Here is a 21,986-nt window from a genome sequence, read left to right on the forward strand (position 1 = left end):
AGGAGTCGAACCTGCGACCGCCTGGTTCGTAGCCAGGTACTCTATCCAGCTGAGCTACGCGTCCGCAATTAAGATGTTTTTAATATCGTACTTAACCGATAAAACTTTCTTTTATATCTTAGTTTAAAGATTCACAACCATACATTACAAAAGGTAAATAATGGCGGAGAGGGAGGGATTCGAACCCTCGATCCGGGATAAACCAGATACTCCCTTAGCAGGGGAGCGCCTTCGGCCACTCGGCCACCTCTCCAATGGATGCGAATACTAATGGATCTTAAGAATAAGTCAAACATTTTTGTGAATTTATTTATGTTTTTTTACTGTTTGCTGAGAATTCAGCCAATAATGCTATTTTTCAGTCAATTTTTTAGAATAAAAAAATAATAGCCACAAAAAAAGCACTATAAAAATAGTGCTTTTTCGAACGTTCATAATGTCCATAAAATTAAACGTTGCCGGTATTTTCTCCATCATCTTTTTCTGCTTGTATACGCATGTAAATTTCTTCACGGTGTACTGAGATTTCTTTTGGCGCATTAACACCTATTCTGACTTGATTACCTTTTACGCCTAATACTGTAACTGTGACTTCGTCACCAATCATAAGCGTCTCGCCAACTCGGCGTGTTAAAATTAACATTTATATATTCCTTTCATTAAAATTGAGAATCACTAAATAAATATATAAGCTAGTAATATATGTAAATAGTATATTTTTTCATAACACAATTAAGTAATAGACAATATTATGAAAAAATCCACTTTTAATAAGTATTAAACTCCTATGTTTATCACTTATTAAAACGTACGTCATTCTAACAAGCTTATATTTACTTTGAATATAGCTAAAAGCTATTTTTCAATGTATTTCAGTTTTTTTTTGCTAATATTAACACTTCTATAACATAATCGGTTGTGATGCAGTCAATATCCACAAATTTTAAACAGTATTGTAGGCTGAGAAATCATATAAACCTTCACATAATAATTCCCCGTGTTTAAATGAGCTGCTATGTATCTATATTAAGTAAATAAGCAATTAAAAGGAGAGAAAGAGGTTTATCTGTATATATGCTTACAGGCGCTAGCTAAGTAGTTCTAATATCTTTATTAAGGGGACTATATTCGTTAATCTGAAACTCGACTTAATAAATACTCCTCTAGCAGCCATTTTACTGACTTCATCATTATTTATTTCATAATTAGCACAACTAATTATTGAAATAAATATCTTGTATTAGGCAATTTTTGATATAAAAAAAGCCAATTCAATTACATGATTGGCTCTTTGGTACAAATTGACCGCCCTGAAGTGTGTAATCACATTGCAGGACGATACATTTATATATTAATTTAGCTAAGCTTTTCAACCAACCAAGGTTGAACTGATGCTAAAGCAGTGGTTATATTCTCAGGTTGACTACCACCGGCCTGTGCCATATCAGGACGTCCACCACCTTTACCGCCAACCTGTAAAGCAACCATATTAACTAACTCACCAGCCTTTACTTGGCCGATAAGATCTTTAGTAACACCTGCAATTAACCCAACCTTACCGTCATTGGCTGTTGCCAGCATGATAATACCCGATTGCATTTTATTTTTTAGTTCGTCAACCATACCGCGTAATGCTTTGGTTTCAACGCCATCAAGATCTGCAATTAATACCTTCACACCATTAATATCAATGGCACTGCTTACTAAATCTGAGCCTGCTTGCGCTGCTAACTCTTGTTTTAACTGACTCACTTCTTTTTCTAACGCTTTAGAGCGGTTAATTAATTGTTCAATCTTAGTATCTACACTTGCAACATCAGCTTTTACTAAACTTGCTACTTTAGCTAAACAAGCGCCTTGTTGATTAATAAATTCTAATGCTCCTGTGCCGGTAACAGCTTCTATACGTCGTACACCTGCCGCAATGCCAGATTCTGACACTATTTTTAATAAACCGATATCGCCGGTACGATCTACATGAACACCACCACACAGCTCGGTAGAGAAACCACCTAAAGTAACTACACGTACTTCATCGTCATATTTCTCACCAAAGAGTGCCATTGCACCTTTTTCTTTAGCTTCTTCAATGTCCATTAATTCTGTTTTTCTTTCGTGGTTACGACGTATTTCATCGTTAACCAGTAGCTCAACAGCTTGTAATTCTTGTGTCGTCATTCCTTCAAAATGAGAGAAATCAAAGCGAAGTTTTTCGCTATCGCACAATGAACCTTTTTGGGTAACATGATTACCTAGCACTTTGCGTAAAGCAGCATGTAACAGATGCGTAGCAGTATGATTTTTAATAATAGCAGCACGACGTTCACTATTGATTTCAGCTTTAACACGACGGTTCATACCAATATCAGTACGAGCAATACCTTTGTGAGCAAAAGCATCACCTAGCTTTATGGTATCTTCTACTTCAAAAACACCATCATCTAGATGTAATAAACCACTATCACCAACTTGTCCGCCTGATTCAGCATAAAACGGGGTATGATCTAAGATGACTAAGCCCTGCTCACCTGCATTCAATTGATTCACCGGCTCTTGCTCGCTCGAATTAAACAGTTCGACTACAGTGGCAGAAGATGTATGACTACTATAACCTTTAAAATTAGTTTTATGATCTGATTTTAATTGTTGGTTGTAATCAGTTCCAAATTGACTTGCTTGTTGTGCTCGCTCTCGTTGCAAACCCATCGCTATATCAAAACCATTATGATCAATATTGAGTTGGCGTTCACGAGCGATATCGGCAGTTAAGTCTGCTGGAAAACCATATGTATCGTAAAGTTTAAATACATCATCACCAGAAATTGTGTCGCCATCTAAATTGTCTAACATCTCTTCAAGCAAAACCATACCACGATCTAAAGTACGACCAAACTGCTCTTCTTCAATACGTAATAATTTTTCAATAATGGCTTGTTGTTGAACTAATTCAGGATAAGCGTCACCCATTTGTTCAATAAGTGATTTTACTAATTTATGGAAGAAGTGCTCTTTTGCTTCAAGTTTATGTCCGTGACGAATCGCACGACGAATAATGCGCCTTAATACGTAACCACGACCTTCATTCGATGGTACAACACCATCAACAATCAAAAAGCAGCATGAGCGGATATGATCGCTAATAACACGTAATGATTTATTATCTAAATCATTACACGACAATAAACTAGCAGTATCTTTAATTAAAGCTTGAAAAAGATCAATTTCATAGTTGCTGTGTACATCTTGCATAATCGCAGAAATACGTTCTAGCCCCATGCCAGTATCAATTGATGGGTTAGGTAGTTTATCCATATCGCCATTTGCTTGGCGATTAAACTGCATGAAAACTATATTCCAAATTTCAATAAAACGGTCACCGTCTTCTTCAGGCGATCCTGGAGGACCACCCCAAATATCAGCGCCATGATCATAAAATATTTCTGAACATGGGCCACATGGACCTGTATCACCCATTGACCAAAAATTATCTGATTCATACTTTTTACCAGCAGATTTATCACCAATACGAATAATTTTATCTTCAGGTATACCTATAACATCTTTCCAATATAAGAAAGCTTCTTCATCGGTTTCATAAATGGTAACTAGTAGCTTTTCTTTTGGTAAACCCAGAACACCTGTTAAGAATTCCCAAGCATAGCTTATTGCGTCTTCTTTAAAGTAATCACCAAAACTAAAGTTACCTAACATTTCAAAGAAAGTATGATGACGGGCTGTGTAGCCGACATTTTCTAAATCATTATGCTTACCACCAGCTCGAACACAGCGTTGTGCTGAAGTGGCTCGTGTGTAACTACGCTTTTCAGCACCTAAAAATACATCTTTAAAAGGTACCATACCTGCATTTGTAAAAAGTAATGTTGCATCATTACCTGGCACTAGTGAGCTACTTTTAACTATTTGATGTTGTTTTGTGGCAAAAAAATCCAAGAATGCTTGACGAACTTCGGCGGTACTTTTAATCATGGGGACCTTAATCAATCTGTGTGTTCAATTATCGTTAACTAGCGCAAAAATTTCATTAATAGAAAATCTGCGATATTGTAAAATCGTATTTTTTGGTTTGCTCTTCTTAAGTTAATAGAAGATCTACTCTCTTACTTTCACCAAAGCGTTTATTATACGCAAGCTCGGCTTGAAGATACCAATCAATTTCGCAATTATTCTGCAATTGTTGAATAATTGTTGAACAAACACCTTTTTGTTCTAACTCATTGACCATATGTAGCTAATCATAATCACTATTCAGAAAGCGCTATAAATAGGCTAGACAAGATTTAATAAATGTTTCTCTAGCCATTATTTTTCCTGACTTCATCGTTAAATTCAATTGTAATAGAGTAACTATTAACACGAAATTTATTTTCGAACTAAAGTAAAAGGTTATCAAGCTAGGCTATAGTAAAAATTAATATAATTAATTATTTCAATTGATTTAAAATATTTTAAATCGAGTTCAGATTAAGTATTCCCTTAAGATCGTATATTGATAACGACAATTTCCACTTACGTGTTTAATAGCCTTTTATAGAATATGGATATAACACTCGTTTAACTTATTTTAATTGAAATACTAAATGCGTTCGGCAAAGTAAGCTCAGTTCAGTAATCTAATATTATTTTTAGTTTTATTGGTTAAAGCAAAGATAATTGTTTACATTGAGTATTCTTTTCAATGCTTGGCTCAGCAAAACCTAAAGTTAAGCCGACAAGACGTATACCTCGTCCTTTTGAACGCTCATGTGCTTTAAGTAATAAACGATGAAAAGTATTTTCTTCTGCAGCTAAGCTTTGTTGCTCAACTGTAGTTTGATTAAAGTCATTGAACTTTAACTTAATACCTTGGCGCACAATTTGTCTGCCTTCAACTTTTGCTAATCGCTCTACTAATTTGGGGTATAGTTTTTCAATCACCCGTAAACATTCGGCTTCACTATAAACATCTGTCATTAAGGTTGTTTCTATTGCTAACGATTTTCGCTGCCGACTTACTTCTAATTCTCTGTTATCGATACCGTGCGATTTTTGATACAAGCTAGTTGCAAATTTACCGACTATAGTCGCGAGATGGTTGATAGAAGAAGCTCTAACGTCGGCACAAGTAGTAAAACCAAATGATTGTAATTTTTGAAAAGTTTTAGGCCCTATCCCTGGAATTTTTTTCAGAGATAATTGCTCAACAAATTGACTAACTTGATCAGGTGGAACAACGCACTGACCATTTGGCTTATTTTCATCGCTCGCTATTTTCGCAATAAACTTATTAGGCGCGACACCTGCTGAAGCTGTAAGGTTTAGCTCATTATATATATCACTGCGAATTTTTTCCGCAATAAGCGTTGCACTGCCATGACATTGTACTGAATCAGTTACATCGAGAAAGGCTTCATCAAGTGATAAGGGTTCAATCAGATGGGTATAACGAGAAAAAATCTCTCTTATATGAGCAGAAACTTCTTTATAAACAGACATGCGCCCATGCACAATAGTTAATTCAGGACAGAGTAATTTTGCTTTACTCGCTGGCATAGCAGAACGTACACCATATTTTCGTGCTTGATAATTACAAGTGCAAAGAACACTACGAGGCCCATCACCACCAACCGCTAATGGTATATCACGGTATTTGGGAAAGTCTCGCATTTCTACGGCTGCATAGAAACAGTCCATGTCTATATGAATTATTTTTCTCATACAGATATGTTACTGAGTTTTTATACAGTGTCAATTATTCAGTTAGCTTTGAAGCATTAAGCTTCGGTGCTAAAATATTTACAATAGCTTGAATATGATCATCTCGATCATTTAGCGCTGCTATATAATGGTATTCCTCACCACCAGCCTCGATAAAAATGTCTCGATTTTCATGCTCAAGCTCTTCTAGTGTTTCTAAACAATCAGCGCTAAACGCAGGACTAATAATAGCAACATGTTTATGACCTGCTTGAGCTAAACTTTCGAGTGTTTCGTCGGTATATGGCTGTAACCATTGTGCTTTACCAAAACGTGATTGAAAAGTCATCACGAAAGAATCATCTGTTAAGTTTAACTTTTCGCTTAATAAGTTATTGTCTGAGCGACTTAATAATTCTTTCTTTAGTAGGTCTGTTGTTATTTTACAAAAATCATAATAAGGGTCGCCCCATTGGTAAAATAACTCAGGCATACCGTGATAGGAAAGTACTAATTTATCGGGTGTACCATGTTCATTTAAGTGCTCTATTACCGTATTGGCTAGTGCATTAATATAAGATTTATTATTATGATAACTATTAATAAAGCTAATGTTAGGCACATAACGCCATTTTCTTAGCTCTTTACTAACCGCATCAAAAGTAGAAGCTGTCGTTGGTCCTGCATATTGTGGATAAAGCGGTAACACAACAATATTATCGACATCTGCCTGCTGAAATTTTTGTAATACACTGGGTATTGAAGGTTCGCCATAACGCATGGCAATATCGACAATAACATCCTGTCCGTACTTTTCTTGCAGTTGTATTGCTACTTTTTGTTGCTGAGCTCTACTAATAACAAGTAAAGGTGCGCCCTGCTCTGTCCATACAGTTTGATAGAGCTTTGCAGATTTTTTTGGGCGTATACGTAAGATAATACCATGCAGTATTATCAACCAAATAAGACGCGGAATTTCAACAACTCTGGGATCAGACAGAAATTCACGTAAATATTTACGCACTGCACCCGTAGTTGGTGCAGCTGGTGATCCTAAATTAGTTAGTAAAACTCCTGTTTTAAAAACCTTTTCACTCTTGTCATTATTGTTAGCAACGTTATTCTTATGAGCTGTAAAACGTGATTTCATTTTAATCTTATTTAATTTTGCTATTCAACAAGGCTATCAATAACAATATCGATAGTTTCCGTTTTATCAACCGGTATATTCTGAACTTCAGCTTTAAAGTCGCCTGGTTTAATACCTGCGCCACCATCTTTAGAAACGATAGCGTATATATTCACTGTGCTCACACTACTTAAATTGCTCTGTGGAGACATTGCAGTGCTATTATTTAATACTACGTTTTTAGGCAGGTCACTGGCCATTAATTTTATTGCCGCTAATGGCATACGTTGGCCATCAGTTGGGATCGCATAAACAAATACAACCTTATCTTCACCGTTTGCTAATTGCACCATAATGTCGTCAGATAAACTCACACTAAGGTTAAGCTGTGGACCATCAATAGCTGCCGTTGATGGTGTTTGATTTACTTCGCTTCCAAGGCGTCTTTTCGCTTCGTTTACCGCTTCTTTTAAAGCTTCAATATTCACGCTTTGTCTATTGTCATCAATAATTCGTTGCCAGTATTCAATCGCTTTAGCATATTCTTGCGAAATAAAATTATGCATACCTAATAAAATGTTGGTTGACGGATCATTATTATCTAACACTAAAGCTTTATCAATTAGGGTTTGTACTTGTCCATCTATTTGCTGGTTATTGCGATAATAGGTTGCCTGGGCAATTGCGCCAAATAAGTCGGCATGCTCACCTTCAATTCGAATGACTTCTTCAAATGCATGTATAGCAAGATCAAACTCACCGACACCAACGAAAGCTTGACCTAAATCATACCAAGCCTTGCTATCATCTGAATTAGTATCTATTTTTTGCTGTAAACCTTTTATGTAAGCCAACATTTCTTCTTGTTGTGCTTCTGAAGATTGTAGCCCTTCTTGATTAGTAGTTGATGCCATTGGAGTAGCAATAATCGTATCCAACGTGCCTTGCTTTAAATAGATAGCAACAGAAAAAGAAACAACAAATAAAGACAAAAAAATCGGCCATAAAACACTAAAATGATTAGTGTTTTTCACCTTGTTTTTTTCCTTTTCTGTCGTTGTTACATCTTGCAATAAACTATTATCTAATTCTGCTAACAAATATTGGTAGCTTTCTTCATCAATAGCACCATCGCTATAATCTTTTTCAATTTCAGTTTTATGTTCTTTATAAAGCACAACGTTAGTTTCATCACGTAAACCTTGCTTGCTTTGATTATTTTCTTTTGCCTTTTTAAAGAATGGCACCCAAACAATTAATAAAAGTAAGGCAATAAAGATAAAGGCTATTAATACTATTTCCATAACGGTTGACTACTCTTTCTCTTGTTTAGTTTCGTTTGGGCTAGCCTTATTAGAGGCTGCTACATTACTGTCGCGTTGTAATAATTGATTTAGCTTTTCTTGTTGTTTGTTATCTAATGCTAAACTTTCTTTTGTCGCTGGTTTTTTTCTCACAATAATAATAACAACGATAATACCTATTAAAATTAATAATGCAGGACCAAACCAAAGAATATAAGTAAGGCTTGTTACGCGAGGTCTATATAATACAAATTCTCCATAACTACTCACCATAATATTAACAATTTCAATATCCGCCTTGCCTTCAACAAGTAAATTATAAAGCTCTAATCGCATTGCCGAAGCAACAGTAGAGTTAGAATCAGCTAGGTTTTGATTTTGACATTTAGGGCAACGTAATTCTCGACTCAATGCCTGAAAACGAACTTTGGTTACTTCATCTTTAAATTGAAAGGTTTCTACTGGTGCAGCATGTACAGTACTAACCATAAAAGTACTAGTAGCTAACATTGCAAGAAAAAATAAAAATCTACTTAACATCATTATTTACCCGCTTGCTTTTCAGCAATAATTTGATTAATTAATGGCTCAAATTCTTTACGCCAGACGCGAAGATCTAAAGCACCGGCAAAACGTTTTCGAATAATGCCATGATGATCAATCACAAAGGTCTCTGGTGCGCCAAAAACACCTAGCTTTACACCAAGTAATCCATCTTTATCAAAAATAGAAAAAACATAAGGGTCTTCGTAATGCGTTAACCACTCATTAGCCGCTACCAATTCATCTTTATAATTTATGCCATAAAGCTTGAATTGCGGATCTTTAGACAGCTCAAATAAATAAGGGTGTTCATATTTACAGGTTGGACACCAAGTTGCCCACACATTTAATAAAACAATATCACCTTTTAAGTCTGCCTTAGTAACGGTGCCATTAGGGTTAGCCAAGGTCGGTAACGCAAAATTAGGCATGGGATTACCCACTAATGCTGATGGCATTTCAGCAGGGTTTAAGGATAAGCCTCGATAAAGTACGACACCTAATGCAATTACTAATATAAGTGGTAGAAAGCGGATAATTTTATTCATTTAAGCATTCTCCGATGCAGCTTTAATACTTGGCTTTACATCAGCCGCTGCATTTTTTGGGTTATCACGGCTATTATTCAAAGCATTTTTTCTTACCTGGCTTTTCACTCTGTAGCGTTTATCCATCATGGCTAAAATACCACCAATCGCCATAAATATCGCGCCTAGCCAAATCCAGCGAACAAATGGTTTATAATGAACTCGAATAGCCCATGCTCCAGCATCTAGAGGGTCACCTAAAGCGACATAAATATCTCTAAATAAACCACCATCAATACCAGCTTCTGTCATCCCCATTGTTTGTACTCGATAAGTTCGACGTTCAGGTTTCAATAAAGCAACAAAGTTATCACCATCATAAACATTAATTTGACCTTGCTCAGCAATATAATTTGGTCCTTCTACATGCTTAATACCATTAAATTCAATATGATAACCTGCTATCTCTACTTTTTCATGTAATTGCATTTTAACATTGGTTTCACTTTCATAACTCGATACTAACGTAACACCAACAATAGTTACCGCAATTCCTGCATGTGCTACTGTCATGCCCCATTGCCCTAAACTTAACTTTGCTCTAAGTTTATATTGATTGATTAAATCCTTAACTACCACAAGGAAAACCCATGCAGCTAATGTCATGCCCATAGCAACCAATGCATCAAATTCACCGCCATAAATAACAGGGAATAATAAACCAAATGCAATACTAAATACTGAAGGTTTAATTAGCTGCTTACGTAATTCTCCTTTTTTAGCCTTCTTCCATCGAATGAGGGGACCAATTCCCATAATGATAAATAATAAGCTCATAATTGGCACAAAAACCGCATTAAAATACGGAGGCCCTACCGAAATTTTTCCGTAACCCAAGGCATCAACTAGCAAAGGGTATAATGTACCTAATAATACCGTTGTGGCAGAAACAACTAAAATAACATTACATAACAATAATGCGGTTTCACGTGAGTAAAGTGCAAAACGACTAAAACTTGCAACATTGCTTGCACGGAATGCATATAAAGTTAATGAGCCACCAACAGCAATAGCTAATAGCACTAAAATAAACACACCACGAGATGGATCAGCAGCAAAAGAATGTACCGAAGTTATAACACCTGAACGTACTAAAAACGTTCCTAATAAACTTAAACTAAAAGTAAAAATTGCCAGCAAAATAGTCCAATTTCTGAAGGTACCTCGTTTTTCAGTTACTGCTAAGGAATGAATCAACGCCGTCCCCACTAACCATGGCATGAAAGAAGCATTTTCAACAGGATCCCAAAACCACCAACCTCCCCAGCCAAGCTCGTAATATGCCCACCAACTACCTAATGCAATACCTAATGTTAAGAATACCCAAGCACCAATAGTCCAAGGACGCGACCACCGAGCCCAAGCGGCATCCATTTTACCCGACATTAGTGCCGCGACGGCAAAAGCAAAAGCAACAGCAAATCCCACATAACCTAAATACAGCAAGGGTGGATGAACAATTAAACCAACATCTTGTAGTAATGGGTTTAAATCGCGACCTTCAAGTGGGACATTTGGCCAAAGACGTTCAAAAGGGTTAGAAGTTAGTAATGTGAATGCAATAAAACCGACGGAGACCATGCCCATTACAGAAAGTACACGGGCAATAAATTCTTGTTCAACATTTTTTGAAAATTGAGCTACTGCCATAGTCCATGCGGTTAAAGAAAAAACCCAAAGAAGTAATGAACCTTCATGTCCGCCCCACACTGCACTTATTTTAAAGTAATAGGGCAAATGCGTATTTGAGTGATTTGCAATATATTTAATAGAAAAGTCATCAACAACAAAGCTATAAGCTAAAATCACAATACTAATTGCGGTAAAAATAAACATACCAAAGGTAAGTGGTTTAGCATAATTCATTAACTTATGTTGGGTACTGTAGACACCAATCAATGGAACAATACTTAAGCATAATGAAAAAGCAAAGGCTATAACCAAAGCGATATGACCTAATTCAGGTATCAGCTCAGGTAAAATTTGGGGATTCATTTATTTCTCCGTATACACATAATTATTATTATTTGGGCTCAAGCATAAATAATAAAAAAGTACTAACTCATAATAGTTGCGCAATTCTAGCACACTTTTATCAAGGAAAAGATCAAATGCTTTACCCAAAATGATTTGATAATTGTTTCTTAATGTTACAAATTATCAAGTAACTATGTTTGCTAATTCTAACTATTGCTATGGTATGATATATCCAATGGACATAATAATAATCTAATTCAAAATGAACTACGAAACAGCAATCATCAAGTAAACTTTGCAAGTAAATGAAGTAGTACTGTAAATTGCTAAACTAAGTTATTAAATTAATTTATTAAATAATAGAGAAACCTCACTTTGTCAGAACATCAAACTAACACCAGCAATACCTCTTTACTTAGCGCAATAAGTTTAACTTGTATTCGCGAAGATCGTTTGTTGTTTGATCAACTAAATATTAAAATAAACGCTGGTGACATAGTACAAGTTGATGGGCCTAATGGCTCAGGAAAAACCAGCTTACTCCGTATTTTAGCTGGCTTATCCCAACCTTATGAAGGCGATATTTATTTTAAAAATAAATTAATAAATCACTCAAACGAAGAATTTCATCAAGCGTTACTTTACTTAGGCCATCTGCCAGGTGTGAAAGGTGAAATGAATGCACAAGAAAACTTAGCATTCAACCTTAACTTGCATGGTTTACACTGTGATGACACATCGATAAAGCAAACATTAGCTAAGGTAAACTTAACAGGTTTTGAAGATAGTTTAGCTGCTCATTTAAGTGCAGGACAACACAGAAGAATATCATTAGCTCGCTTATATCAATCAACCGCTCGCATTTGGATTTTAGATGAGCCTTTCACAGCGATAGATAAGCAAGGTGTGTACGATTTAGAACAATTATTTAAAGCTCATATTAATCAAGGTGGTTGTATTGTTTTGACGACACATCAGGATTTACTGACATTCGAGCCATCCTCAATAAAAAAAATAACCTTAGACTACATAGTTGAGTAATAATAAATGTACCGCACTCAAAGCCAAATAAATCAAGATAAAAATAGAGGACAGCATGGCTGCAGCTAATTTGTCATATCGTGCTGTTTTTTCGCTCGTACTTAAACGTGATCTAACTATTGCTATGCGCCATAAAGATGACATTATTAATCCACTTTTATTTTTTGTTATTGTCATCACCTTATTTCCATTAGGGATTGGGCCAGAAGCGCAAACCTTAAGTCGTATAGCGCCAGGCATTATTTGGGTAGCCGCGCTATTATCAACTTTATTATCACTCGATAGATTATTTAAATCGGATTATGAAGATGGTTCACTAGAGCAAATGTTATTGAGCCCTCAACCTATCTTTGTTTTAGTACTTGCAAAAATTGTAGCTCACTGGCTAATAACGGGGCTTCCATTGATTTTAATTGCACCTTTGCTTGCTATACTTTTACATTTAAATGAACAAAGTTATAGCGCGTTAATGCTAACGTTATTATTAGGAACACCGGTATTAAGTTTGCTTGGCGCAATAGGCGTAGCCTTAACTGTCGGCATTAAAAAAGGTGGCGTACTACTGAGTTTACTCGTACTGCCCTTGTATATTCCCGTTTTAATATTTGCAACAAGCGCTATTGATACCGCAGCGCTTGGCTTACCTTACAGCGGACAACTTGCTATAATTGCAGCATTATTTTTTGGCTCTCTAACACTGGCGCCTTTTGCTGTTAGCGCTGCATTAAAAGTAAGTACTAATTAACATAAAGCTCGATTGATTAAGTCCCTGATAAAAATTCAGGATAACGGTATTTGTCCTAATAACCGAATGCTTATTCATAAGAGTAAATAACTATAATAGTTTTAGTAAAAAGAGAAGAGCATACTTATGTGGAAATGGTTACATCCCTACGCTAACCCAGAAGTGAGTTATCACTTAACTGGAAGGATTATTCCTTGGTTTAGCGCATTAACAATCTTGTTTTTATCTATTGGTCTTATTTGGGCATTAGCTTTTGCGCCCGCTGATTATCAACAAGGTGACAGTTTTCGTATTTTTTATATACATGTACCTGCTGCTTCATTGTCAATGGGCATTTATTTAGGCATGGCAATAGCAGCTTTCACCTCTTTAGTATGGCAATTTAAATTAGCCGATGCATCGGCTGCGGCCATGGCTCCTGTTGGTGCTATATTCACGGCTATTGCGTTAATTACCGGCTCAGCTTGGGGGAAACCTATGTGGGGAACTTGGTGGATATGGGATGCTCGATTGACCTCTGAACTTATTTTGTTGTTTCTATATTTAGGTGTTATTGCGCTACATAATGCTTTTGAAGATAAAGCTTTAGCAGGAAAAGCGGCTGGTATTTTAACGCTTGTCGGTGTGATCAACTTACCTATCATAAAGTACTCAGTAGAATGGTGGAATACTTTACATCAAGGCTCAACAGTCAGCAATTTGGGCAAACCATCGATGTCTGTTGAAATGCTTTGGCCTTTTGTATTCTGCTTCCTAGGTTTTGCTTTATTAGTTGGGACAATTGTTTGTATACGTTTTCGTAGTGAAATTTTAATTCGTAATAGTATAAGGCCTTGGGTAAAAGCATTAGCTTTAGAAAAGAGCCTTTCCAATAACGCTTTGGAGAATAAATAATGCAATTTGACAGTTTTAGTGCTTTTTTAGATATGGGTGGCTATGGCTTTTATGTGTGGTTATCTTTTGGTATCTCAACGGCCCTCATCTTAGCACTTATTTTTAACTCCATTTACGCCCATAAACAAGTTATTAAAAATATTGCTATGCGCCAGCAAAGAGAAAATAAATTACGCGAATTACGTTCACAACGTAATAAAACTCAAACTAACACACCTAAAGAGGTTATATAATGCACCCCCGCCGTAAAAAACGTTTAACAATAGTTGCCTCAATATTAATCGGTATTTCCTTTGTCGCCGGACTGGTACTTTATGCTTTAAGTCAAAATATTGATTTATTTTATACACCATCAGAAATAACTCTGGGTAAAGACGGCTCTGGTGCTACTCCAGAAATTGGTCAGCGTATTCGTATTGGTGGTTTGGTTGTACCTGGTTCAGTTAAACGTGATCCAGATAACCTGAAAGTTACTTTTAAGCTTTCAGATATGAAAATGCCAATTACCTTTAATGAAAATGATTTAATGATCTCAGTTTATTACGAAGGAATTCTGCCAGACTTATTCCGTGAAGGGCAAGGAATTGTTGCTAATGGCACATTAGTATTAGGAAGCTCTGGAGAATTACATATTGAAGCAAGTGAAGTGCTAGCTAAGCATGATGAAAACTATATGCCGACAGAGCTTGCCGATGCTGCAGGTAAAGATTATAAAAAGCTAGAATATACCAATAAACAGTTAGAGAATAAGAATTAACCACTCTCAAGTAGCGAAGTCGATTAGGAGAACACACTATTTGTTGTTCTCCTTACCTCACAGCCACTGAATTAATACACTACCGTCCTTAAAATCACTTAAGTTAATTTAGTTTGAAGTAACGTAATTAACCGAAAGTATACGATCTCCAATCTTGTTGAGAATCTCAACTTCCCCGTCACAAACAGCAATAATAGATTTACCATCTTTAAATTCTTTTGGAATAATAACTCTTCCAGATAAGTTCTGATCAAATATTTCCACCGTATGATGCAGTTCTAAACCATTATCTTGATAATAAATAATGGTCACTTTACGTTGAAGCTCCGACATAGTATTGACAACTTTAATAATAAATATGGTGATAGATTATACACGAATAACTTATTAGTAAAGCTATTTACTTTGCGCATAAAAAAACCCTGAACCATAAAGGCCCAGGGTCGATCAAATGACCGTTTAACGCACCCTCAACTTTCAAAATAAATAATTGAAATTATTAATTTTGACCGCAGAGATTTTTTACAAATACTGGCTAGAAGGAAGTACCAATATTCGTAATTCTTTCGTTAGTCGTAATTATGTATCTAACTACTTCCAACTTTTCATTTTGCAGCCTTTTACGGCATAAAATAGAATAAATAAATAACAAGGTAACATCACAATATACCCGCCTTGTTGCCCCATAGAAGTGCCGCTTGCCAGTCCCCAAAATAAAGGACCAAATGCGCCACCTGAAATCCCCATAACTAATAGTGCTGAACCAATACTAGTTAGCTTACCCATGCCAGATAAAGCTAAAGGAAATACTGCTGGCCAAACAATCGCATTAGCTAGACCAAGAAATGCTATTAGGATCAGTGTATCTGGGAATTGTGCTTCACCTAAAATAAATGAAAGCCCATTAGCGATAACAAATGAATTATTATCACCAAAAACAACACCTAAGCTCAGTAATACACCAAGTAGCGCAGAAATAGTTAATGCTGTTTGTTGCGAAATAAAACGAGGTATTAAAATAATACCTAAAATGTAACCAACAACCATGCACCCCATAGTATATGACGTCATCACACTATAATTTTTAACACCTAACGATAACGCAAACGTTCCAATGGTATCACCTGCAATGACCTCAACAGCCACATAGAAAAATAATGCTAATACACCTAGCGCTAAGTTAGGATGAGACAGCGCTTCTTTTAGCTGTCCTTTGTTATCACCTTCATCTACTTCTCTTTCTAGCTCAGGTAATGGCGATTTTTTAACAGCAAATCCTAATAAACCAATAAATAAAGCCATGCCCAAATACGGCGTGACTAGCGCATCAGCCATACCATCAATTTCTATTTCGGTTAATTCAGTATTAGCCGTATCACCAAAACCACTTAAAATAAGCGCGGTAAAAACAATAGGAGCAACAACACCTGCGCCTTTATTTAAGATGCCCATAACAGAAATACGTGCTGCAGCTGATTCTTCAGGTCCAAGGCGAACAACATAAGGATTAACAGCTGTTTGTAATAAGGTTTGACCTGCTCCCATTACTAATTGAGCTAAGAGAAACAAAGCAAATATTTGTGTTTTAGCTGCAGGGATGAATAATAAGCCTGCAGCCATCATAGTCGCCATCCCTAATGCCATACCGTTTTTATAGCCAACTTTACGAATAATGGCAGCAGACGGTAGTGCGGTAAAAGTTACTGCGATGTAAAAAGAGAATAAGATCAAAGATGCTTGAAAAGGTGATAACTGTAATATTTGTTTAAGGTAAGGCATTAACGAGCCGTTTAACCAAGTAGCAAAACCTAAGATAAAGAATAGCCCTGCAACTATTGCCATAGGTAACACATTACTCTTTGAGTTATTTGATTGCTCTTGTTCATTTATAGGTAATGACATTTCTCTAACTTCCTCTTTTTTAGTATGTTAGCGATTAAAATAACACTAACTTTTTAATTATTTTTATTTACTACTCAAATAAATTTTATCGCTATTAATTAAACTTTTTCTCCAGCAATCCAAGTAGATAAAACAGTGAAATCTTCTTTTAAAACAACCATATCTGCCTGCATCCCTACCTTTAACTCTCCACGAATAATATTTTGATTTTCATACAAGTATTGTGCTGGATATAAACTCGCCATACGTATTGATTCACCTAGAGGAATATTCAAACCTAAATGTGTATTTTTTACTGCTGTAGCCATATCTAAAGATGAGCCTGCTAATTCACCTGTGGTTGACGTTAACTTGCCCTTGTCTACATAAACCGTTCTGTCATATAAAGGGAATTCTGTCATATTAGTTCCAACTGGTGGCATTGCATCTGTGACTAAAAATATTCCTCCGGCAGGTTTAGTTTTAATCGCTAACTTACAACTTGCATAATCAACATGATGACCATCAACAATTAAACCACATTGAGTATTATCATTTAACAAGGCGCAACCCACGACTCCTGGCTCTCGACCTTGTAATGGTGACATAGCATTAAACAAATGCGTAAAACCAGTTGCGCCAGCATCAACCGCTTTTTGCGCTGTACAAAAGTCTGCATTAGTGTGTCCTAAACAAACTTTAATACCTAGTTCAACCATGCGCGCTATATCTTTTGCAGAAACAGTCTCTGGGGCTAAAGTAACCATCACTTGCCCCATGTCTTTTCGTGATAATATTTGCCATTCAGCATCAGAAATTGGACGAATAAGGTCACCACTGTGAGTGCCTTTTTTGGCTAAGGATAAATGAGGGCCTTCGAAGTGAATACCCACTATGCCTGGTATTTTCTTGGTTATTGCTTCTGATATAGCATCAGCTGCTTGCGTCATCACGTCTACTTTGTCAGTGATTAACGTTGGCATCATTGCTGTGGTACCAAACTTTGCATGAGCTGACATAATAATTTCAAGCTTCTCAACAGAAGGAGAGTCGTTAAATAAAGCGCCACCTCCACCATTAACTTGTAAATCAATAAACCCTGGCACAACTAAATCTGATGCTACAATATCTACATCATTAATATTTTGATCTATCGCGCTAATAACACCATTAGTAATGGTTAATACTTGATCATCAATAAATTGCTGACCATCAAATAAACGTTTGGCGTGAAATCTAAGTTGTGTCATTTAATGTTAATCCTTAAATATTTCTAGTGTGCCTATGCTAGTTATCGACTCGTTTCTAGCTCAACTACGCACTTTGAACTACACTTAAGCTTTGTTGCATTGCTAGCTCTTTACGGGCAAACAATACAGCTCCAACTTCTGGAGGACTTAATGGCTCGGCTAATTTTTCTTGCAAATTTTTATCAAGCCAAGGTTTCAACCGTATTGTTAAACCGCCAAGCATTGATATACGCGCGGGCATTTTAGTTAATAACACACGAGCAATACTATTAATGTATTCGGCACCTTCTGTGACAATTGCAATAGCAATATTATCGCCCTGCTCTGCAGCATCAAACACTAAATTTGCTAGTTGAGCAAAATAAGTTGCTTTTTTTCCCGCTACTTTTTCAACGATAGATGTCGCATCAGCACAATGTAATTTTGCTAATAACACATCATTCATTATTGAATCTTCAGCAATACCATCAAGAGAAAGTAATACTTGCTTCACTGCTTGTAACCCAAACCAAGCACCACTACCAATGTCACCTTGAGGAAAACCATGCCCACCAATGATAACTTCTTGGTCATCAATACATGAAAATCCACAAGAGCCTGTACCTGAAATGATGACCGCACCATTACTACTATGATGAGCACCTAAACAAGCAATAAGTAAATCGTGCGCTAAAAATAAGCCTTTAAATGGGCTTTGCCATTCTTGCATTTGCTTAAACTGAATAGGTAAATTAACCCCTGCTAAACCAACGCCAGCATAAATTTCGCTTAAGTTAATATGTGTTAATCCTGCATCTTTTAATGCCAACAGTGCAGACTCTGTAATTGAATCAGTTGCTTGCCCTATTCCATGTAGAGGGTTGCCTGGTCCAGAAATTCCTGTTCCCAGAATTTCATTGTTTTCATTCATTACAATGGCTTTACACTTGCTTCCACCACCGTCTATTCCTAGAAATAGCGCTTTGTTATTGTCACAGCTTGTGAGCATACTAACCTCAAAATTTTTCTCAATTATTCAATATCTTGCTTTCGTATTGTTAGTGCTACTTCTAATAAATAAGCAATATAAAAAGAATTAAATTAAATTGATTTATTCATTTATCTTACCTTTAGATGACAGCGTTGTCATTTATTTTTTCATTAATTATTAATATTTACCAATATTTTAGTTAACGAAAAAATATAACATCCTGATATTAAAAGAAATATAAAGAATTAATTATCGATAAAGACGAAAAAATTATTGTTTTTCATCTTTATCGATAATATAAAAATCATTACTTAGTAACTTTAGTAATGCGCCCTGTTCTTAAACCATTAATAGCACGACTACGAACAGATACCGCGCCAGTTACTTTAACTGGTGCTGTATACGTGTGCCAAATTGACGGTCCACTTTCAGTATTATTTATTTGATATTCAATAGTAAGCCCTGGAAAAGCGATATTAGCTTTTAGTACCCCATCTTCAATTACAGCACCTACTGTTGGCAAGCGATAATCTACTCCAGCTAACTCTAACTTAGGAAGCTCTTTTTGACCTAAAACTTGTGCAAATAAACGCCAGTCATCATCTCGAGATTTTTTCATATCTGTTGTAAATAAGCCTGTCGTTTGACTGTATATAGCGCCATCATAATTATATGGTATTGCCCAGCTAGGTAGATGCCAAGCGCGTTCTGCTAAAGCGATTAAACGTGGATATATTTTATGTTCTGCAACTTCATCACTACGTGTATTTTCACTCCAAAGTTGACCTTGAATGCCTAAAAAGGTTTGTCCTTTAGCTAGTGTCGACTTGGTATCATCAGCAACATAACTATTGTCTTCTCTGTCCAACCAAAACTCTGCATGAGCTGGTAAGTTATCAGGCATAAATTGAAAAACTTTCTCTGTGTTGGTATGACGAGATGCCCAGTAATAACCGTGTTCTTTTGGATCAGCCTCATATGGAAAGTCAAAATATAAAACATCAGGAGAAGAAAGCACGACTTGCCAATCACGGTTTGCTAAAGCATGTACTTTTTTATGCCCTTCCCAAAAAAGCACATCCCAAGAATTAGCTTGTACTATAGCAGGCATATTTTCCTTACGGGTATGTTCCATCCCATCACTCCAACCTGCTACTTCAATATCAAGACTTAATAAAATACCAGCAACTCGTTCAATAAAGTAAGCGCCAAGATCACTCATCTTTGAAACGCCTTGGTCATTTTTTGCCACAAACGCTTTACATGCAGGCGATTCAAGCCATGCACCTGCAGTTTCATCAGCACCAATATGGTAACGAGTTAATGGTTGTCCAGCCTCACTATGAATTTGTTTTACTTGCGTCATTACTTCCAATATAAAATCGTATGTCGATTCAAGACAAACATTAAGTGTATTATCATTATAAAACTGCACTGACGAATATTCCGTCTTATCTTCGAAGTCATCAAGCAAGAATTGTGTTGCTTTTTCAGTTTCCTCAAGTGCCTGATACTTATTATATCGAGCAGCCATAGCCTTCATCGCCGCACGTGAATGTCCCGGCATATCTAGTGAAGGAATTACTTGAATATGTCTTGCCGTCGCTGCTTTTAAAATCTCTTGATAATCACTTACACTATAAAAACCATTAATCGATGACTCACTATCTACACCAGCACCTAACTGCGATATCAAACATGTTTGCTCTTGTGTATCGAAACAGCGTTTACTTGATAGCTCAGTAAGTTCAGGTAAACTTGGAATTTCTAGACGCCAACCTTCATCATCCCCAAGGTGTAAATGTAGTTTATTTAACTTATAAGCCGCCATTTGATCTAATAACGTTAGAATAAATTCTTTAGAATGGAAGTTACGTGCAACATCAACCAACATACCTCGAAAAGCATAATGTGGCTCATCATCTACTTCAACAACAGGCAAGGTTTTATGCCCTATGGTATACAAGCTTGCAAGTGACTGTAAGCCATTAAAAACACCATTCTCATCAACACCAATGATACTAATTTCTTTGCTATTAACAGATAGTTTATAGCTACCGATTGCTTTAGTATTATCTGGCTCCACTTTTAATGTAACAGGGTAGCCCTGATTGTTTTGCTTAAGACCTAGCATTGATAAATGCTTTAACGCCGCATCCACTGCCTTAGGGACTACATTTAAATAATCAACATTAATTCCTTCAGCCACATTAACCAAAGTATTGTTTTCATCAAAGCGAACTGATTTAGGTGTTGGTATGATTGCTTGAGAAATTGTCGGCAGCTCTTCCGCTAAATCAGCGACTCCTTGAGCATTACGCTTATATAAACTTTGGCTTGTTAACCATCGTGTGCTATCACCACTGCTGCGTTTAAATTGAGTAATTTCATCGGTAAAAGGTACAATAAAAGGTAATACTTCTAATTTAGTTTCTTGGTCTGTTATCGGTTTAGTACTGGTAATGACTCTAGCTTGTAAACCTAACGACGTAACCAGATAATTTGGTAGCGCATCGGTTTCTGATAGCATCCAGAAATTAGCTCTAAAAGTTACTTTTTTCGTTTCATTAGCTTTAAAGCCTGAAAAATTGTTTAACAAAGTAATTTTATGTAAATCACCATTTATATGCGTAACACTAAACTCATCACTTATCGATGATTGGACCGGAGAAATCTGACTGAAATAGATCGACCATCCTTTAGTATCGATAGGCTCTTTTGCAGTAAAACTTAACTCTACTTCAAAACAGGCGCCATCACTAACATTAGCATCACAATATTGTGTTGGCACATTACTGATCACTCGGTATTTGACGTCAAGATTGTTGGCAATATTATCAATATCGCTTTGTTTAGCGTCGGGTAATGCTTTGGGCACAACAGATTCTATAGTCTGATTTGGTTTTTGGTTACTATTTTCACAACCTAAAAGAAATAAGCTCAATGACAAAGCAACAAATGTTGATAAACGCATCTTTGGTAGTGTTTTTTGATTCATGTTTCTAATCCATAAAATTTGTTTGATGCTCATTACAATGATGTACTAGATAAATACTAACTTACTACTCTACAATAAATGTTCACTATTAGAATAAAGTAACTTAATTCAAATAGTCGACGGCATTTTTTTGCCAAGAGTATGAAAGATAAGTAAACAAAGTAACATCATTAAATAATGAAAAACCCAGCATTTGCTGGGCTTTCGCAATATTAA

At 36.1% G+C, this 21,986-nt stretch carries 18 protein-coding genes and 1 tRNA gene; 5 read left to right on the forward strand and 14 right to left on the reverse strand.

All coding sequences use genetic code 11. From position 1 onward, the window contains the following. Positions 1 to 161 precede the first annotated feature (161 nt). From Q4496_RS13025 to Q4496_RS13065, 9 genes are all read right to left on the reverse strand, one after another. Positions 162 to 253: transfer RNA gene (locus Q4496_RS13025), tRNA-Ser, on the reverse strand. A gap of 195 nt (positions 254 to 448) precedes the next feature. Continuing rightward, positions 449 to 643 (reverse strand): carbon storage regulator CsrA, encoded by a 195-nt coding sequence (gene csrA, locus Q4496_RS13030; protein WP_215971421.1) that lies wholly within the window; start codon positions 641 to 643, stop codon positions 449 to 451. Positions 644 to 1,356: 713 nt separating this feature from the next. Then, positions 1,357 to 3,987, reverse strand: coding sequence for an alanine--tRNA ligase (alaS, locus tag Q4496_RS13035; protein ID WP_215971422.1), 2,631 nt, complete (start codon positions 3,985 to 3,987; stop codon positions 1,357 to 1,359). A 669-nt stretch (positions 3,988 to 4,656) separates the two neighbouring features. Further along, the gene (gene dinB, locus Q4496_RS13040) at positions 4,657 to 5,715 is read right to left on the reverse strand and encodes a DNA polymerase IV (RefSeq protein WP_215971423.1); all 1,059 of its coding nucleotides are present in this window, start codon (positions 5,713 to 5,715) and stop codon (positions 4,657 to 4,659) included. A gap of 34 nt (positions 5,716 to 5,749) precedes the next feature. Then, complete coding sequence (gene hemH / locus Q4496_RS13045; protein WP_303602714.1) at positions 5,750 to 6,844, reverse strand: ferrochelatase; 1,095 nt, start codon at positions 6,842 to 6,844, stop codon at positions 5,750 to 5,752. 20 nt (positions 6,845 to 6,864) lie between these two features. After that, positions 6,865 to 8,127, reverse strand: a complete 1,263-nt coding sequence (ccmI, locus tag Q4496_RS13050; protein ID WP_303610592.1) for a c-type cytochrome biogenesis protein CcmI — start codon at positions 8,125 to 8,127, stop codon at positions 6,865 to 6,867. A gap of 9 nt (positions 8,128 to 8,136) precedes the next feature. Beyond that, positions 8,137 to 8,670 (reverse strand): cytochrome c-type biogenesis protein, encoded by a 534-nt coding sequence (locus Q4496_RS13055; protein WP_252727322.1) that lies wholly within the window; start codon positions 8,668 to 8,670, stop codon positions 8,137 to 8,139. Then, positions 8,670 to 9,218: a DsbE family thiol:disulfide interchange protein gene (locus tag Q4496_RS13060; protein WP_215971426.1), complete on the reverse strand. Its 549-nt coding sequence runs from the start codon at positions 9,216 to 9,218 to the stop codon at positions 8,670 to 8,672. Before Q4496_RS13060 ends, Q4496_RS13055 begins: the two co-directional genes overlap by 1 nt. Beyond that, positions 9,219 to 11,228, reverse strand: coding sequence for a heme lyase CcmF/NrfE family subunit (locus Q4496_RS13065; RefSeq protein ID WP_215971476.1), 2,010 nt, complete (start codon positions 11,226 to 11,228; stop codon positions 9,219 to 9,221). A 381-nt stretch (positions 11,229 to 11,609) separates the two neighbouring features. On the opposite strand from Q4496_RS13065, the gene ccmA reads away from it, so the two are divergent. The 5 genes from ccmA (at position 11,610) to ccmE (ending at position 14,671) form a co-directional block, all read left to right on the forward strand. Next, positions 11,610 to 12,275, forward strand: a complete 666-nt coding sequence (ccmA, locus tag Q4496_RS13070) for a cytochrome c biogenesis heme-transporting ATPase CcmA (RefSeq protein ID WP_303610593.1) — start codon at positions 11,610 to 11,612, stop codon at positions 12,273 to 12,275. A 55-nt stretch (positions 12,276 to 12,330) separates the two neighbouring features. Next, positions 12,331 to 13,020: a heme exporter protein CcmB gene (gene ccmB / locus Q4496_RS13075; RefSeq protein ID WP_215971428.1), complete on the forward strand. Its 690-nt coding sequence runs from the start codon at positions 12,331 to 12,333 to the stop codon at positions 13,018 to 13,020. A 126-nt stretch (positions 13,021 to 13,146) separates the two neighbouring features. Continuing rightward, positions 13,147 to 13,914, forward strand: coding sequence for a heme ABC transporter permease (locus tag Q4496_RS13080; RefSeq protein WP_215971429.1), 768 nt, complete (start codon positions 13,147 to 13,149; stop codon positions 13,912 to 13,914). Next, positions 13,914 to 14,147 (forward strand): heme exporter protein CcmD, encoded by a 234-nt coding sequence (ccmD, locus tag Q4496_RS13085; RefSeq protein ID WP_303602719.1) that lies wholly within the window; start codon positions 13,914 to 13,916, stop codon positions 14,145 to 14,147. The genes Q4496_RS13080 and ccmD overlap by 1 nt, the downstream gene beginning before the upstream one ends. Next, positions 14,147 to 14,671, forward strand: a complete 525-nt coding sequence (ccmE, locus tag Q4496_RS13090) for a cytochrome c maturation protein CcmE (RefSeq protein ID WP_303602720.1) — start codon at positions 14,147 to 14,149, stop codon at positions 14,669 to 14,671. Before ccmD ends, ccmE begins: the two co-directional genes overlap by 1 nt. 108 nt (positions 14,672 to 14,779) lie before the next feature. On the opposite strand, the gene Q4496_RS13095 is transcribed toward ccmE, so the two are convergent. The 5 genes from Q4496_RS13095 to Q4496_RS13115 all read right to left on the reverse strand — a co-directional run bounded on the left by Q4496_RS13095 (position 14,780) and on the right by Q4496_RS13115 (position 21,770). After that, positions 14,780 to 15,004 (reverse strand): TIGR02922 family protein, encoded by a 225-nt coding sequence (locus Q4496_RS13095; protein WP_215971432.1) that lies wholly within the window; start codon positions 15,002 to 15,004, stop codon positions 14,780 to 14,782. 258 nt (positions 15,005 to 15,262) lie between these two features. Then, positions 15,263 to 16,573: an N-acetylglucosamine MFS transporter NagP gene (nagP, locus tag Q4496_RS13100; protein ID WP_303610594.1), complete on the reverse strand. Its 1,311-nt coding sequence runs from the start codon at positions 16,571 to 16,573 to the stop codon at positions 15,263 to 15,265. Positions 16,574 to 16,671: 98 nt separating this feature from the next. Beyond that, entirely contained in the window at positions 16,672 to 17,802 is a 1,131-nt protein-coding gene (gene nagA, locus Q4496_RS13105; protein WP_215971434.1) for an N-acetylglucosamine-6-phosphate deacetylase, read from the reverse strand. A gap of 64 nt (positions 17,803 to 17,866) precedes the next feature. Further along, the gene (gene nagK, locus Q4496_RS13110; RefSeq protein ID WP_303610595.1) at positions 17,867 to 18,790 is read right to left on the reverse strand and encodes an N-acetylglucosamine kinase; all 924 of its coding nucleotides are present in this window, start codon (positions 18,788 to 18,790) and stop codon (positions 17,867 to 17,869) included. A gap of 289 nt (positions 18,791 to 19,079) precedes the next feature. Continuing rightward, the gene (locus Q4496_RS13115; protein ID WP_303610596.1) at positions 19,080 to 21,770 is read right to left on the reverse strand and encodes a family 20 glycosylhydrolase; all 2,691 of its coding nucleotides are present in this window, start codon (positions 21,768 to 21,770) and stop codon (positions 19,080 to 19,082) included. Positions 21,771 to 21,986 lie beyond the last annotated feature (216 nt).

This window comes from Colwellia sp. 5_MG-2023, from assembly GCF_030547795.1.
Lineage (GTDB): Bacteria > Pseudomonadota > Gammaproteobacteria > Enterobacterales > Alteromonadaceae > Colwellia.